The sequence below is a fragment of the Algoriphagus alkaliphilus genome (assembly GCF_900103735.1).
In the GTDB taxonomy this organism is placed as follows: Bacteria; Bacteroidota; Bacteroidia; order Cytophagales; family Cyclobacteriaceae; genus Algoriphagus; species Algoriphagus alkaliphilus.
Map to the genome: position 1 here is coordinate 1 of NZ_FMXE01000042.1, position 14,820 is coordinate 14,820.

The following is a 14,820-nucleotide window of genomic DNA, read 5'->3' on the forward strand; positions in this document are numbered from 1 at the left end:
AAATTTCCGACTCAATCCCCATAAGAACCTCACCGGTTTCGTGCAACAGTGCTTTCATTGTTCGTGCTCCGCACGCAACGAAAGCTTAGTTGTTAGCTGCTGCCTTTCTTTTCATCAAGTCGTCTTTTAAGTTCGTCAAGCGAAATTGTTTTTTGTTCCCTTTCTTCGTCTGTTAGCTGTTTATATTCTTCTACTCTGTCATTTAGTGATTTAAATTGTTCTTGAATTGCTTCTTCGTCATAGTCAATGAAAGTCATTTCGTAAAGGCAATGAGCTATTATTTCTAAGTCTGAAAAATTTTTAGTTGTCTCTGTCGCCAAGTCCATTCCGAGCCATTTGTCCCACTCTAAAAACTCTATTGCGTAACCGTTTGTAATTGCGTTTGGGTCTGGAATTTTTTTCTGTCCTGAAACGTCAACGTATGTTTCTTGGTCGGTTTCAAAGTTTGGGTCGCTGTCGTATTCAGTTAATATTATTTCTAATTCGTCATATTCTGCTGGTTCAGTAATTTTTAATTTTTCAAACACATTTCTGTATTCGTCAAGCATTTTCTCTTGGTCAGGATACAGTCGTAGCAAAGTCAGCTCAACACTAAGCCAATTGTATGATTTTACTAAGTCGTGCAATTTCATTTTGCTATCTGTAAGTATTCAAATTTAAAAAATATTTTTTTCGTTTTGCGAAATGTTAGTTGTTGTCTTGCGATATGATTGTCAAATCGTTTAACTAAGTCCGTAAGACGTTGATTTACTGTCCCCCGAAACCGAACAAAATGAAAAAGCACAACTCTAAAAACCTACGTCAAAGTCTGCAAAAAAAAACGAAAGGGGACAGTCATTCAACGTCTAATTGTTACTCTGTCAAGCCGTCTGAGTGTCGTGTCGTAAGGTTGCAGCTAACGGTTCTCAGCTATACGCAGGCAGGGATTTTAACCACTGAACTTCCTAAGAAGAGCTGAACTTCAAATATAGTACTTTCCTGTCCTACGAAGCTCGAAACCCCTGCTTGCGTATAGGTGATGTTATCGCTTCGGTGTTCTTTTTCGTCCGTTGGTTTGTCGGATGTTTTGGTCGTGCGGTTGGACAGACACACTCTTTGCCAAGTTTTGGCTTGTGATTGGGCTGGTGCGACTTGGCAATGTGTGTGGCTGTGAAGCGTTGGCATTGTATTTAGCTTTTTATTTCGTTTAATTTTTCTATTAATGTTTCTTTGTCTTTAAATCCGAATTTAGAATTTAACTCAATAAGTCTAAGAAATAGATTTACCATATTCATTTGTGCTTCTGATAATTCCTTAGTATTAATTTCAATCCTTCTGGCTTTATGAATCATTTTATGTCTTACCTGATAGATATTTGAAAAAATTGTCTTTAATCGCTCTTTCTCTTGATGTTGGTTGGTTAATGCTTTGGCAAGTCTCGCTTTTGTCTTACGCTCCATATCATTGGATTCATCTGCTTTTAGAAAAATACTTTCCAAAATTGTAATCAAATTCACACATCTTAAATGCAAATCCCAATTTGATATAGCCGAGCCAAATAAATGTATTGATTGGATTATTATTTCGTGAAGTTCATCCGACTTTCTTTGAGAAATGTAATCTGAAAATATTTTTAAACCACTTTGATAAGCTGATTGATAAAGTCTTTCTGTGACATTTAAAGGATGGTTGTTGAATTGAATGCTAATCGCTAAACTTTCACTTTCATTGGGCTTTTGTGTAAGAAAATTGGATTGTACTTGATAACCTAATTTATAGTTAAGGTCAAACATTGTTTTTCTTTCAGGTACAATTGCTGATTCACTATAAAGTTTTAAGACATCAATTGCAATTTCTGAATCTTGTTTGGCAATTTCTTCTGCTTTCTCTCTTTCTGCTGTTACGGTTACTTTTGCAAGCACTTGACCTTGAAAATCTCTTCTAAATATCTGTTGAAATGTTTCTTCTGTATATGAGTCGTCTTTTGCTTTTAGCTTCAGATATAAATCGTCAAAATATTCTTTTGTAAAATAAGTAAACTCCACATTTCCAATTTTAAAGGATTTTTCAATTTCAAGGTTTAGGATAGGGAAATAAAAAGTATGTGGCTTTACTTCTGCGTATGATTTTGTTAAAAGATAATCATAAAGACTACTATCTGCTTGTTGTTTCTTGTAAACTTCAACAACCCAATTAAATGATTCTGCTTCAATAAATTTTAATGAAACCTTTAGATTTAGCTGTTCTGTGGAGTGAAGATTCTGAATAAGTTTGTTGAATTTTGCATATTGTATTTTATCAAAACCATAACTGCCCTTTTCATCAACTAAAAAAATTTCGACTGTGTTACCTATATGGTCAGTCGTTCTTTCTACCATTGCACCGACAACTTTATCAGACCAATCATTAAATCCCCTTTCTTTTGAAGAACCAACTAACTCAGTGCGTTCTTGAGGAATTTCTTTTGGTTTAGTAACCACTAAGGTTATTAATTCAAATGCTTCTTTATTTAGTTCATCAATCATTAAATTTCAATTTTATCAATCTCTTTCATCAACCTATCAGTTTCCGAAAGAGCCACAATAATTTTCTGATAGTGCAAAATGTCGTCAAACTCTAATTTGCGGTCTTTTCGGTCTTTGAGCCATTTTTGGGCTGGTTGATAGCCACCAATGTAAAACTCCCAAGCTATTTGCGGAACATTATCAAAATATTGGGTTTCGTTGATGTAAACTTTTCCGTTTTCGTATTTCGTTTTGCCTACAACATTGTCTCCGTCTATTGGATATTGAGTTATATAATTCTCAACTACTGAACTTTCCAATAAATGAATTTGGCGTATTTCTCCACCCAATTTTACCAATTGCCAAAAAGTATCAGCATTTTGTGGATAAGGGATTTTTGGAAAGTCTGTTTTTAAAAATTCTTTGTATTTCTCTCTATAAGTTGGTGAATGCAAAACCGCATAGATATAATCTACAATATCAACTGGAGCAAAAGTGTTTTCGGTATTTTGCTTTTCATTTGTGAAAGTCAAGCCAATTTTTAAAGCAAGTTGATTAACAATTTCAGCATTTAGATTTGGCTGTCTTTCTGTTGTTTGTTCAATTATTTGTTGACCTGAATTGTCGGGATATAGATAAAGTGGGAATATTGTTCCTCCACCTCTTCGATAAATATTTTGGTCTGCAAGATATTTACAAGTGAACACAACATTCCATTCTTCTCCACCTACTGCTTGCCCTTGTCTGCAAATAATTAATCCAACATTTTCTTTTATGAAATGTCCTAAGACTTTAGTGTTTGGACGAGCAACAAAATATGGATTGTAAAAAACTTTTCTATTGTCAAAAGGACGGTACTGAAAATCTCTTACTTGTTCTTTTAATTCAGAATTTGGAACATTTGCTCTTGTTTGAGTAGCATCCCATTTGTCTTTATCCTTAACAACTAAACCATAATATTTACATACTTCTTCGACTGTTTTGTTTTCATCTAAGAAATACTCAATTTTCGTTACTAAATCCTTTGAGTTAAAATCTACGGCAAGATTATCTCTTTTGGTAAGTAAGCCTAAAGAGTTTAATGGGAAAAGTTCAGGAATTGAAAAACCTTTATTGTAAATATTTTCTTCTTCATAATCTTTCATTTTGAAAAAGAAATTAGGTTCGGATAATTTTAATTCATTGTATGGTGTTGATTTCAGACTGTTTTCGATTAGAAAATCATACTTTAAATCACGTTTGCCATAAAGGTCAAAATGATAAACTTTGCCTAATTCGTTTGGTTTTTTCTTGCCTGTCTTTATGAAAAAATTGATTGAAACGCCTTGTTCAATATCAAAGACATTTACGTCTGCAGAGCCGTCTGGGGCAGTTTCTTTTTTCTTGGCGTTTCCGTGTAAATCTATCGTATAAATTTTGTCATACGTTTTTAATAAATGCCAACGCATTCCACGAAAAGTAGGGTTGTCTAAAAATCCGTGTGGGTTGATGAATGCTAAAACGCCACTTCCGTTTTTTTCTATAAAATGCTGACCGTATCGCAAAAACTTTACATAATCGTCATTGATGAATTTTGAATTTTGTTCTTTAAGTTTTTCTTTTCCGCCTGGCTCTTTTTTGTAATCTTCCATCAATTTCATAATCCATTCGCCTTTGTTGGCACTTTCTCCGCTATACGGGGGATTTCCAATAACACACATTACAGGCGTATCTCGTTTGATATGGTTCGCTTCGTTTGCTTCAGTGCTTAACCAATTGGCAAATAAAGTTCCTGTGTCTTGGTGATGTTCTTCTAAACTGTTGGTCAGATAAACTCTAAATCTTTGGTTTGTGGTAGGTTTGTAGCCTGTTTCGGTTAATAGCAAATCTAATTTTAAATGTGCCATTGCATAACTTGCCATTAGCAACTCAAAACCGTTCAAGCGTGGCAACAAATGAGTTTCTACATAATTGCTCCAAATGCCTTGTTGTCCTTGAAATTTTTTATGAATGTGTTTTACCACTTCTGCAAGAAAAGTTCCTGTTCCTGTGGCTGGGTCAAGTATTTGCACTTTGTGAACTTCTTGTTCTACTTTTTTGCCTTGAACATCAACTTTGATTTTTGTTTTGCTTGTATCGGCTAAACCTTGAGGCAAATCAAATTCGGTTTTTAGAATGTCGTCAACAGCACGAACAATGAAATTTACAACAGGTTGCGGTGTGTACCAAACTCCACGAGCTTTACGCAATTTCGGGTCATATTCACTTAGGAAAGTTTCGTAAAAATGAATAATTGGGTCTTCCATTTTTGTTGACTTTCCATAGTTCTTCAAAATTTCTTCAACATTGCAAGCCAAGAAAATATCTGTCAAACTATCTACAATCCATTTTATACGGTCGTCAATGTCTGGTCCGGCTATGTAGCCAAACAGTTTTCTCAAAAACGGATTTGATTTTGGAATTAATTCAGCCGCTTCTTGTCGGCTAAAAGTTCCCAAAGTAGGGTCGTGTAAACGAGCCGCAAACATTCCGTAAGCAATGGTTTGAGCGTAAACATCAGCAAAACCTTGCGGTGTAATGTCGTGAATCAAAATATCTTTGAAAGCCGTCATTTGGTCTTTCAATGTACTGTCTTCGTGGTTTATTTCATCACTTGTCAGAGCTTTACCAATAACATCAGAAAGAAGGCGGGCTTTGCCCGCCATCATTTCTGCTAATTTTTTACTGCTTTTTATTGTCTGTCCAACGTGAGAGGAAAAGTCTTTTATTAGATTTTCAAAACTTGCAAAGTTTTCAGTCAAAGGTTTGATTCCCTTTTCTGTTATTTCTCCGATTGAAATTTTAGTTATAAATTCTCCGTCTCGGTACAAATGAAAACTCAAATAGTCCGTGAAAAGCAAGTTATTTAAGGAAGCCTTGTAGCGGTCAAATTGTTCTTTGTTTCCTGTTTTCTTTGTTCCGTCAAGGTCTTTGTCGCCAATGTCTTTAGCTTCAATAAACCCAACTGGAATATCTTTTTTGGTCAAAATATAGTCAGGTGCTCCGCAACTTTGTCTTTTCGGTTCGTTGGTCGCTCTGATTGTCGGCACTAAACTTTCTAAAAGTTGTTGTAAGTCTCCACGAAAAGTATGTTCGGTTGCGTTTCCGAGTGTGTACCTTCTATTTATATTGTCAATATATTGGTCTAATGTCATTTATTTTGTTCTCAAATTTTTCAGTCCAAAGTTAGTTTTTTCTGTCCGTGCGTTGGCAAAAAACAGCTCTTTTGGTTTTTTCAGCGTTGGCTCGTGTGTCGGCAAAAACCAAATGTGCTGTTTGTGCGGTCGGCTTTTTACACTGAGCGATAACGTTTTGGCGCTTGGCGCAGTGGCGGATTTCGGAGCACAAAACTGTCAATACACCACAAATGTTGATGCGAGGTAGAATGTTCAATTAACCACGTCACCCGCCATTGAGCCAAACGCCTGTTACCGGTTCGTGCTTCTTTTCTGTCGTGTTGTTGTCTGTCCATGTTGCAGTGTCTGTGTGCGTTGGCTTGGTGGCTCTTTTGCAAAACTTGGCTTTAGCTTTGGGCTTGTGCGGTTTTGCAAATGTGCCACCAAATGCAGTAGTTAAACCTGCTTATTAAAAAGGTCTTGCATGATTGTTTTTCTAGCTGTTTCTGGTTTCTTTTTAGGCACAATCTCTACATTGTCCATTGATTTGATTACGTTTTTGATAATTGTATTTGTTATCTTTTGACCTGTAATTTCTTTTATCTTATCGCCCATATCCGTAAGCTTCATTTCAGCTTTATCCGTCAGTAACTCGTTGATAATATTTTTGAGTCTTATGACTGTTTCGGTATCTGAATTTGATTTTTTAAGATGTTCAATCGGATTTTCAGATACTTCGCTTTTTATATCATCTGTCGGCAAAATCTCATCTTCTGTTTTTGATTCGATATTTTCTTTGGGTTCAGAATCATTATTGTCATTTATTCCAATCTTCTGCTCTTCGGGTTTTGTCGCAACTTCAGTTACAATAGGTTCTGTCGATGCAGGTATTTCTTCGAATGTTTGTTGGTCATTCAAAGGTTGATCTTGGATTACAGGTTCCACTTTCAATTCTTGTAGATCTGCTGCTATAGTATGGTCTTCGGTTTTTGGTTTATCTTCAAGCCCTTGATTCTCATCAGATACAGGTTCTTCTTTTGATGAAGTCGACTCGTTAGATTCTGTTTGATTTTTAGAATCAATTTTTTCTGGTTCTTCTTTCTTATCCTTTACAGGTTGGTATGATTTATAAAAACGTAGGTTAAGATTGTCATAGTAAGCATCATAGAATTTCTTAAAACCAAAAAATGCACCCAATAAAATAATAGCATAATTAAAACTGGCTCCAAACTCCTTTAATGTTTTAAGGTGTTTAAAGAGGTTTGTGCTTTTGATGTCTTCCGCTTTTCGGATTTCGTCCTTTAACATCAAATAAAGTGGGGTGATAAGATACTGTAGTTGTTCGTTTATAGTTGTTTGCAAAACGTATTTCTTCCCTTGCTCTTCTGTCTCAAGTAACTTTACAGTTTCTTTAATTTTTATTTCAGGTTTTGAGCTATTTATGTCTTGCAAGAATTTGTGTAATACACTTCCTTCAAACGATGGTAATCCTTTAGTATTGGCAAATATCTGACCTGCATCAAAAAAATAACCCAAAGTCGAATTAGGAAAGTAATCGAATCTGTCATAAGCAAGGACATACTCCCAATAATTTCCGTCCTTTATTTGGCTGGCCTTAGTTCCTTTTTTTCTTCTTTCAAGTCCGCTAAATATATTGTCCAAACCAATATTCGAGAGATATTTATTTAAATCATCTTCAATATCACAAACGTTCCAAAGAGCTTGAATTGCTTTTTCAAGTTCATGCTTTTCAATTGTTTGTTCAACTTTAGGTAGTATGTTTTCGAAAACAGGCCTTTCTAATTTTATTCTTGGATCAATTTTAGTTTCTATGGATGATTTCGCTTGAGCTGAAAGCGGATATATCTTAACGACATCCTGAATTTGGAAATGGAATACTTCACCTTCAACTAATCCATTTTTATCGAATTGAATTATCAAATACTCTTCTTCCCATTCGAATGGTGTTGTTTCGGAAAACAGTTTTATTAATTCTTCCTTTGTTGATTCGTTAATTACTCCGTCAAATTCTAATAGCTGGCATTTTGGAATATATGTATATCCAAATCTGTAGAACAGATTAAATTGATTCCTTAAGAGTATGGATAAGAAATGCTTCATTGTTAAAAGTCAAAGTTGTTATTGGAACGTGTTGATGTTCGCTGATTCAAAATATCTGAAATGGAAATTTCTGTGCATTCCCCTTTGAACTTGTCAACCAAATCATGAGTATAGCCAAAATATGTCAAGTAAAGGTTTTTACGACTTCTTGTCATGGCTACCATGAAAAGGGTATTAGCATTGCTAGGATGTAAATAGAAACTGTTATTTAGATATGGCAAGAATACATTGTCAAAATCTAATCCTTTAGAGCTATGATAGCTCATAAGAATAGCTTCCTTGTTTTTTTCTGCGTCACTTAATGATCCATAGCCACTCCCTATAAATTGTATTTTGATTCCATTACTTCTTAAGTGTCTATTCAAATCCCCATAATCAGGTTTACCCCAAGTATTTTTCTTTTCGTTCCATTGAGGTTTATTGTTTGCTGATAATACTTGGTTTGCAAATTTTGAAATCATGTTTAGCGTTGGAAGTAATATGACTGAAGTATCACCAACATTTGCACCCTTTTGAGCTTCTTGGTAAATGTATTTTACTTCTTCAGTTTCGCTAGATGCTTCGCATAATCGGATATTTACGTCTTGTTTAGTAAGGTCACGCTTTGCTCCCCAAATGTTCATTGAAGGAAGTATTTTTTGAACTGCTGCAATAATACTTCTGGTTAATCGATGAATCATGTTTAACGAAAATGCCCTTGCATTAATTATGTCACCAACCTGACTTGGATTTACAACTGGCTCATTCCATCTTGGATCAGTATCGTAAATTGATTGGTTAGAGTCTCCTGCAACAATAACTTTTCTTGACCTATTGTTCATTGCGTATAGAACACGACTTGGTAAGTCTTGAACTTCATCACAAAATATGTAATCAAAGCTTTGTGAGTTTTTATCGCAGAACTCTATATAAGTCATTACTGGAATTGAACTGGGAATGTTAAGCTCTTTCATTCCTGTCTTAAACATGTCAATTAAAGAATGGGTGTAAACAACCACAGCAATTCTAGCATTTGGTTCCTTTTGTAATACATTCTTTAGAGAATGAATCAATAAGACGGATTTACCACTACCTGCAAATCCTTTAACCCAAATATTTCCCGACTTCTTAGACTCAACATTTATAAATTCCCTTTGGTCAGGGTCTAGTTGGTCTTCTCTTATCATCCATGCCATAGTTTTCTAATTTTATTTTTTGATAATTCCTTCTTCTCTTGAAGTTATTGTTAGGTTTTCTGAATTATATAATTTCTCTCCGTTGAATTTTGGTTTCGAATCTCTCACTTGTTGAGCAAAATCTCTCATTCCCAATTCATCTGCGGCAGACGAGAGCCAACTGTAATCGCTTTCACTCATTCGGTTGGATTCAAATTTTCTTTTCCAACTTTCAAATGCTTTTTGAATCATCTCTTTTCCTTTTGGGTCTTGCTCTCTTTTAAGGAGTTTCCCGAGTTCATATAGACTATGAGGTTTATCCGGTTCTAATCGTAGAGACTCTTCTAATATTTCTTTAAATTTCGCTTTATCCTTGCTTTTTAGTTTGTAGGCGTAGTTGAATGCTGTTGTAGCATCCTTATCCTTTTGATACGCTAATTCGTAATATTCAAGAGCTTTTTCGTCATAACCTGCACTAGAAAATAGGACACCTATTTGATTATAGTTGTGAATGCTAGGGTATATTTCATTTAAAAGCTCTAGAGTTTCAGCTGCTCTTAAATCATTTCCAACCTTTTCATATGCTTTATAAAGTGCTTCAAGTCCTGCTTTTGTGGGTTTTCCGCCATTTTGTTCAGCTTCAATGTTTGCTTGCCTTTCTGCTTTGAGGACTATTCTTTGTTCGGTTGTCAGTTCTTTATTTGCAAATGGATTTATCGGCTCCACCATAACAGATTGCCCAATTGAAGTAGCCCTGGCAAGCAACAACTTGTCTGTCGTAATTTCTAATTCAAGTTTTACTGGTGTATTTCGCTTAAATCCACTTGAACTGCTACTAACTATTTTAATATTGTAAAGTAGCTTATTAACGTTGCCAAGGCATATTGGAAGTTCAATAGCTTGCTGGCCATCCTGACTGGTGACTAAGTCATCAATAACAATAAGGTCGCAAGGAATGTGCGTTCCTGCTTTGAGAATTACTTTTGGTGTCTCGTCTTTGGTGATTACAAGGAATGGCTCACTGGTAATTGGCTGTATAATATTTTTATTGAAGCCATTGTAAATTAAAGAATGAATTGAAGCTCCCGCAGAAACGTGTGTTTGCAAATCTCTCGGTATCAAAAGTTCAGATTCTTTGAAATGTTCCTTTAATGCAGCCTGAACGTATGGGTTTTTTGAACTTCCACCAATGAAAAGAACATAATCAATTTCGTCTTTGGACAAAGAGGCTTTCTTTAACGCTGTTTGAATGGGACTGAAAATTGTTGCAAATTCATCTGTCACATTCTTTGTTCGGTATGGAACTAGGGAAGTTGATTTTAAGAATGCCTTCATAGCTTCGTTAAATTCAGCATATGACAGCTTAGGTTCTGAGAGAGTTAATAATCCTTTCCTAGTATCAATTTCTACTCTGTTGCCAACCGAAACATAATCCTTACTTATAGATTCGTTGGGCAGAATGCGGTTACTCATTTTTAAAGAAATGTTCTCACAAATCATTATTTTCAGTTGCTCAGCTGGTTTAAGCAATTGAGTTACTATTCGATTTTTTTCGGGGGTTCTAAAGTCTTCATGAGATTTTCCGCTTTCCTTTAGCAATTGCGGAAAAAGAAAATCAATAGCTATAAGTCTGTCAATATCATCACCGCCAAGTTTTTCAAATTTCGATATGGAAAGATTCTTTGAATAAATGCCATTTAAGTCTTTGCCTAATTCAAGAATTGAAACATCACAAGTTCCTGCACCAAAATCAAATACTAAAACCTTGGGATTATCTCCTTCTGGTAAAGTCAAAGGATTATTTTCACTTGATGAAACTTGAACATAGCTCAAAAACGCTGCGTTTGGCTCATCAATGAGAGATTGTTTGTTGATGGAAATTCCATTTTGTTCTAAAGCGAAGATTAGTTCTTTACGTTGATTTGCTTCAAATGAAGCGGGTATACTTACCGCAAACTGCATGTTTGTCGGCAAATTGTTTGTCCTGATATATCTGTCTATTTGTGCTTTGAGATATTGAAAGAAGACTTTCGCTGCGTCTTTTGGGTTGAGAATAGGAGAGCTACTATTTCTATCAAGTTCGCTATTGTAATATTTGGAGCCTAAATCTTCTCCAAGTTCCATTTTGAAAGAATACCAAACATTTACCCCCTTTTTAAGCTGATATTTCAAGTCGGCTGCTCCTTTACCAACCAAAAGCTGATTATTATACCAAGCTATTACAGTTGGGATTTTTTCTGATGACATTATTGCACCATCATCTAATTTTTGATTAAGCCAAATTGGTTTAGTGCTAATTTCCTTTGTCCCTTTGTCAATTGTAGCAATTGAAACAACCGTTGTTGAAGTTCCAAAGTCGATTCCAATAAATGATGTATTAAAAATGTCTGTCGCAGGTCGAGCAACTTGAGTATTTCTTAATGCTGGAAATAAGCTTTTTATATTTATGTCGGTCGCCATGTAATTCTAAATTTTGTCTGTCATTGTATTGTTAGCTGTGCGGTTGGGCAAAAGCAAATGTGCTGCAACTGTGTCGGCCTGTGCGATGGGTTGCAGCTCTTTTGATTTTGCTAAAGCGTTGACTTTTATGTTCATTTGTCTTTTCGTTTAATTGTTGCACTGTCGTCTTTTAGCATGACCGGTAACATCCCAATAAATCTAACTCCACTTTGTGGTGTCGTGTATATCCGTTGTGTGCGGAGTGGATTTCTTGGCTGTTTCTGGTCTCAAATTAAGCAATTCGGTGATTTGATCAAGGGGTGAAACCACATTTTTGTTGGAAACTGCCAACACATGACTGTAAATCTCTGTAGTCTTACTGCTGGAGTGGCCAAGCAGAACCTGGATTATCCGGAGATTTGTGCCGTTTTGTAATAAATGGGTCGCAAAACTGTGACGCAGCGTATGCACTGTCGCCCAGGGATTTGCGCCGCTTTTCTGTATGGCTGCCCGGAAAATATTCTGAATACTTTTGGTGGAGTACTGACCTCCCTCCTGCCCTTCAAAAAGCCAATAGGAGGGTTTATACGCCCGATAATAGCACCTCAGCTCAGTCAACAAAACAGGCGATAGCACAGTCTTGCGGTCTTTTTTGTTTTTGGATCCTTTGATAAACAAATAGCCTTCATCGGAGTGAATATCCCTGACGCGAAGCCGAATAGCCTCACTGATTCTGAGTCCGGCACTGTAGATGGTCAGCAGTATCGTCCGATGCTTCAGGTTAGAAGTAGCCTGAATTATCCCGGCTATTTCCTCCTTGCTAAGAACATTTGGCAGCACTTGGGAAGCCTTGGGTCGCTGGATTTCATAGTATTCTCTGGGTTTGCCTAATACGTGTTCATAATAGGCCTTAACGGCATTGATTAGACTATTTTGCGCAGATTCAGAGATTTTATACTTGCTGATCTGGTGATAAACAAAACCCTCTATCTCCTCCTTGGTGATGGATGTAAGTTCACGCTGATCGAAGAAACGAAGAAACTTGGCAAAAGCAGTGGCATAATTGCTTATCGTCGAAGGACTGTAGGCCTTAAGCGTGAGTTTCTGCCGGAGTTCATCCATAGCCAACTGACTTTGTTCGGATAATGAAAACGTGGGTTGAGAATCTTGAACCTGTTCCCTTTGATCCATCTTCAGCTTTTCGCCAAAGAGTGCCTGTACCCGCTGGATATTTTCCGGGGTATTGACCATGCTCCATAGTTTTTGGGAGGCGTGGTAAAAACTGGTATTTAACTTTTTAAAGGCCTCCCGCTCGGATTTAAGTGCATAAGGGATAAATACTTTAAATCTTCCTGATTTTGGGGCCGGAATGTACAATATGACCTGTTCCATTTTCTTTTTTCAGCCTAGTTAGAAAAAGAAAAATCACTAATCGGTTGTTAAGCGATTGTAGTCGTTTGTTGTCGTTTGTTATCGGAAAAGCACCCCTTTCCACCTACCCCGAAAAAAAAACCGAAGCGATCACTCCGGTTTTTTTCTTTTTACTTCAATGAATTAATCCATCTGGCAATCTTCAGGGCTTCCTCCCGAGGTACCTGAGGCATCGGGGCCATCGGTGTCGCATAATCCGGCCAGTTTTCCGGCTTGGGATTGTAGATCAGCTCCACGATTTTCTCAGGGGTATAGTTCCGCTTAGCCACATCCACATAGGCCGGACCCACCTGCTTCTTGTCTTTCTGATGACAGGCCGTGCAGGTGTTTTTGGTCAGCAGTGCCTTGATTTCAGTTTCGGTGGGAATGGCCGGAGCAGCAGGTTTGGCTGGCGTGGCGGCTGCTTTTGGTGGGGCAGGTGGTGACTTTGCCGCAGAAGCTGCGGCCACTACAGGCTTGGGCTTGATCAGCATTTTGTCTCCGGAAGGGATCTCATTCAATGTGTAATACGCGTCTGTATGAACTAATTCATGGGAATTGACCGCTTCGCGAATGCCCAATAGGCTGATGCGGTGGACGTGATACTGCTGTGGATCACTGATGGCTACCCGCACTTTTCTCCCGTCTTCGGACACTTCCACACCCAAGATCTCATGCTCCCCGGCCTTCACAGGCGGACTTCCATACACTGGAAAATACTTATAGGTAAAGCTGGAAATCATATAGGAAGTCAAATCCTCCGCTGACTTCTTATCCACCGGCTTGGTAAACTCGATCTCAAAACCATCCGGCTTTGCTTTGACTGTGCGCATTTCAAACGGCGCCTCCCGGTTCCAAACCAGGCGCTGCAAGCCTTCATTGGCATCTCCGGCCGAACCCCAACCACGGTTGGTTTCGCCTACAAAAAGTGATTGATCCTCTGCAAATACCATCCGCAAAACTCCGGACTGGAAACCGCTTCGGAAATCTATCGATGCGCCTTGATACACTCCATTCACCTTCTCCAGCATGATCCGCATGATCTTGCTTTGGCCCTGATCCCCGACCAGAATCTGACCTCCAAAAGGCCCCCAATAGCCCTCAGGAATCACAATCGGCTCGGAATTGGAAATGCCGTGGATCCCGTGAGGCAACCACACTGCCGGAAGCTTGATGGAAGGAAGGAGTTTCTTGGCTTCAGCCAGGGTGATAAAGGAGGCATTTACCTCGTTTTCAGGCTTGATAAAACGGTCGTTTGCATCCTTATTTTTCATCGGATCGACGACCGCATTAAACTGGGCCGTGGTCATCTTCACCGGGGAATTGGGCAATTCTGACCAGCTGAGTCCGGCAGGATGACCGGAAAAGTCCCCCTTTTCCAAATGCCACAATCCGCCCGAACCCATGTAGTCGCCCTGGTTTTCGGTGTAGAACACTTCTCCGTTCAGGACTCCCGGACCTGCGGGAGAGCGCATGCCGGTGGCATAGGGTTCTATCTTGCCGTCAGGATAGATCTTCAGGGTCCATCCTCTGTAGGGAACACGACTCTCCCCTCTCCACCATTCCTGATCGCCAAAGGCGACATTGGTCGTGACGATAAATGCACCGTCAGGGGTGATTTTGGGCCCAAAGCTGTACTCATGGTAGTGGGCGGATAGTGGCCAGCTTGCCACTGTCTCATACCAATCCGCTTTGCCATCAGAATTCAGATCGGTCAGCCGGGTCAATTCCCCCCGCTGCACCATGTAGAGCGATCCCTCGTGGTAAGCCAGTCCGAGGATTTCGTGCAGGCCCGAGGCAAACTTCCGGAAATAGGGCCGCTGGGAAGTGGGATTGTCCACGATAAATACATCCCCCCTACGCGTAGATACGCCCAAACTTCCGTTGGGAAGCATGGCCAGTCCGCCGACTTCCAACAAGGCACCTTCCGGTGCGGGTACTTTGAGGATTTTGAAAAAGTCCTCTTCTTTGGGTGACTCCTGAGCAATCAAAGAAAGGCTCATTCCCAGTGCGATCGCACTCAGTGTCAATGATTTCAACTTATAATTCAACCGAAACATATCTTTTCTTTCTTATAAA

The 14,820-nt window shown here is 38.3% G+C and carries 9 protein-coding genes; all 9 read right to left on the bottom strand.

Annotation, left to right across the window (positions count from 1 at the left end; translation table 11 throughout):
• Window positions 1-92: 92 nt before the first annotated feature.
• Window positions 93-632: a DUF6557 family protein gene (locus BLQ81_RS19830; protein ID WP_092734171.1), complete on the bottom strand. Its 540-nt coding sequence runs from the start codon at window positions 630-632 to the stop codon at window positions 93-95.
• Window positions 633-909: 277 nt separating this feature from the next.
• Entirely contained in the window at window positions 910-1,164 is a 255-nt protein-coding gene (locus BLQ81_RS22115; protein ID WP_139183686.1) for a hypothetical protein, read from the bottom strand.
• 5 nt (window positions 1,165-1,169) lie between these two features.
• Window positions 1,170-2,504 carry a HEPN domain-containing protein gene (locus BLQ81_RS19835; RefSeq protein WP_092734174.1) on the bottom strand — a complete coding sequence of 445 codons (1,335 nt, stop codon included), beginning with the start codon at window positions 2,502-2,504 and terminating at the stop codon, window positions 1,170-1,172.
• Entirely contained in the window at window positions 2,504-5,656 is a 3,153-nt protein-coding gene (locus tag BLQ81_RS19840; protein WP_092734177.1) for a type ISP restriction/modification enzyme, read from the bottom strand. Before BLQ81_RS19840 ends, BLQ81_RS19835 begins: the two co-directional genes overlap by 1 nt.
• Window positions 5,657-6,073: 417 nt before the next feature.
• A complete protein-coding gene (locus BLQ81_RS19845) occupies window positions 6,074-7,738 on the bottom strand; it encodes a hypothetical protein (RefSeq protein WP_092734180.1) in 1,665 nt (554 codons plus the stop codon).
• Between the two features lie 2 nt (window positions 7,739-7,740).
• A complete protein-coding gene (locus BLQ81_RS19850; protein WP_092734183.1) occupies window positions 7,741-8,913 on the bottom strand; it encodes a 3'-5' exonuclease in 1,173 nt (390 codons plus the stop codon).
• Window positions 8,914-8,925: 12 nt separating this feature from the next.
• On the bottom strand, window positions 8,926-11,352 hold the full coding sequence (locus BLQ81_RS19855) for an Hsp70 family protein (RefSeq protein ID WP_092734186.1): 2,427 nt from the start codon (window positions 11,350-11,352) through the stop codon (window positions 8,926-8,928).
• A 198-nt stretch (window positions 11,353-11,550) separates the two neighbouring features.
• Entirely contained in the window at window positions 11,551-12,723 is a 1,173-nt protein-coding gene (locus BLQ81_RS19860) for a tyrosine-type recombinase/integrase (protein ID WP_092734189.1), read from the bottom strand.
• A 149-nt stretch (window positions 12,724-12,872) separates the two neighbouring features.
• Entirely contained in the window at window positions 12,873-14,801 is a 1,929-nt protein-coding gene (locus BLQ81_RS19865; RefSeq protein WP_092734192.1) for a c-type cytochrome, read from the bottom strand.
• Window positions 14,802-14,820 lie beyond the last annotated feature (19 nt).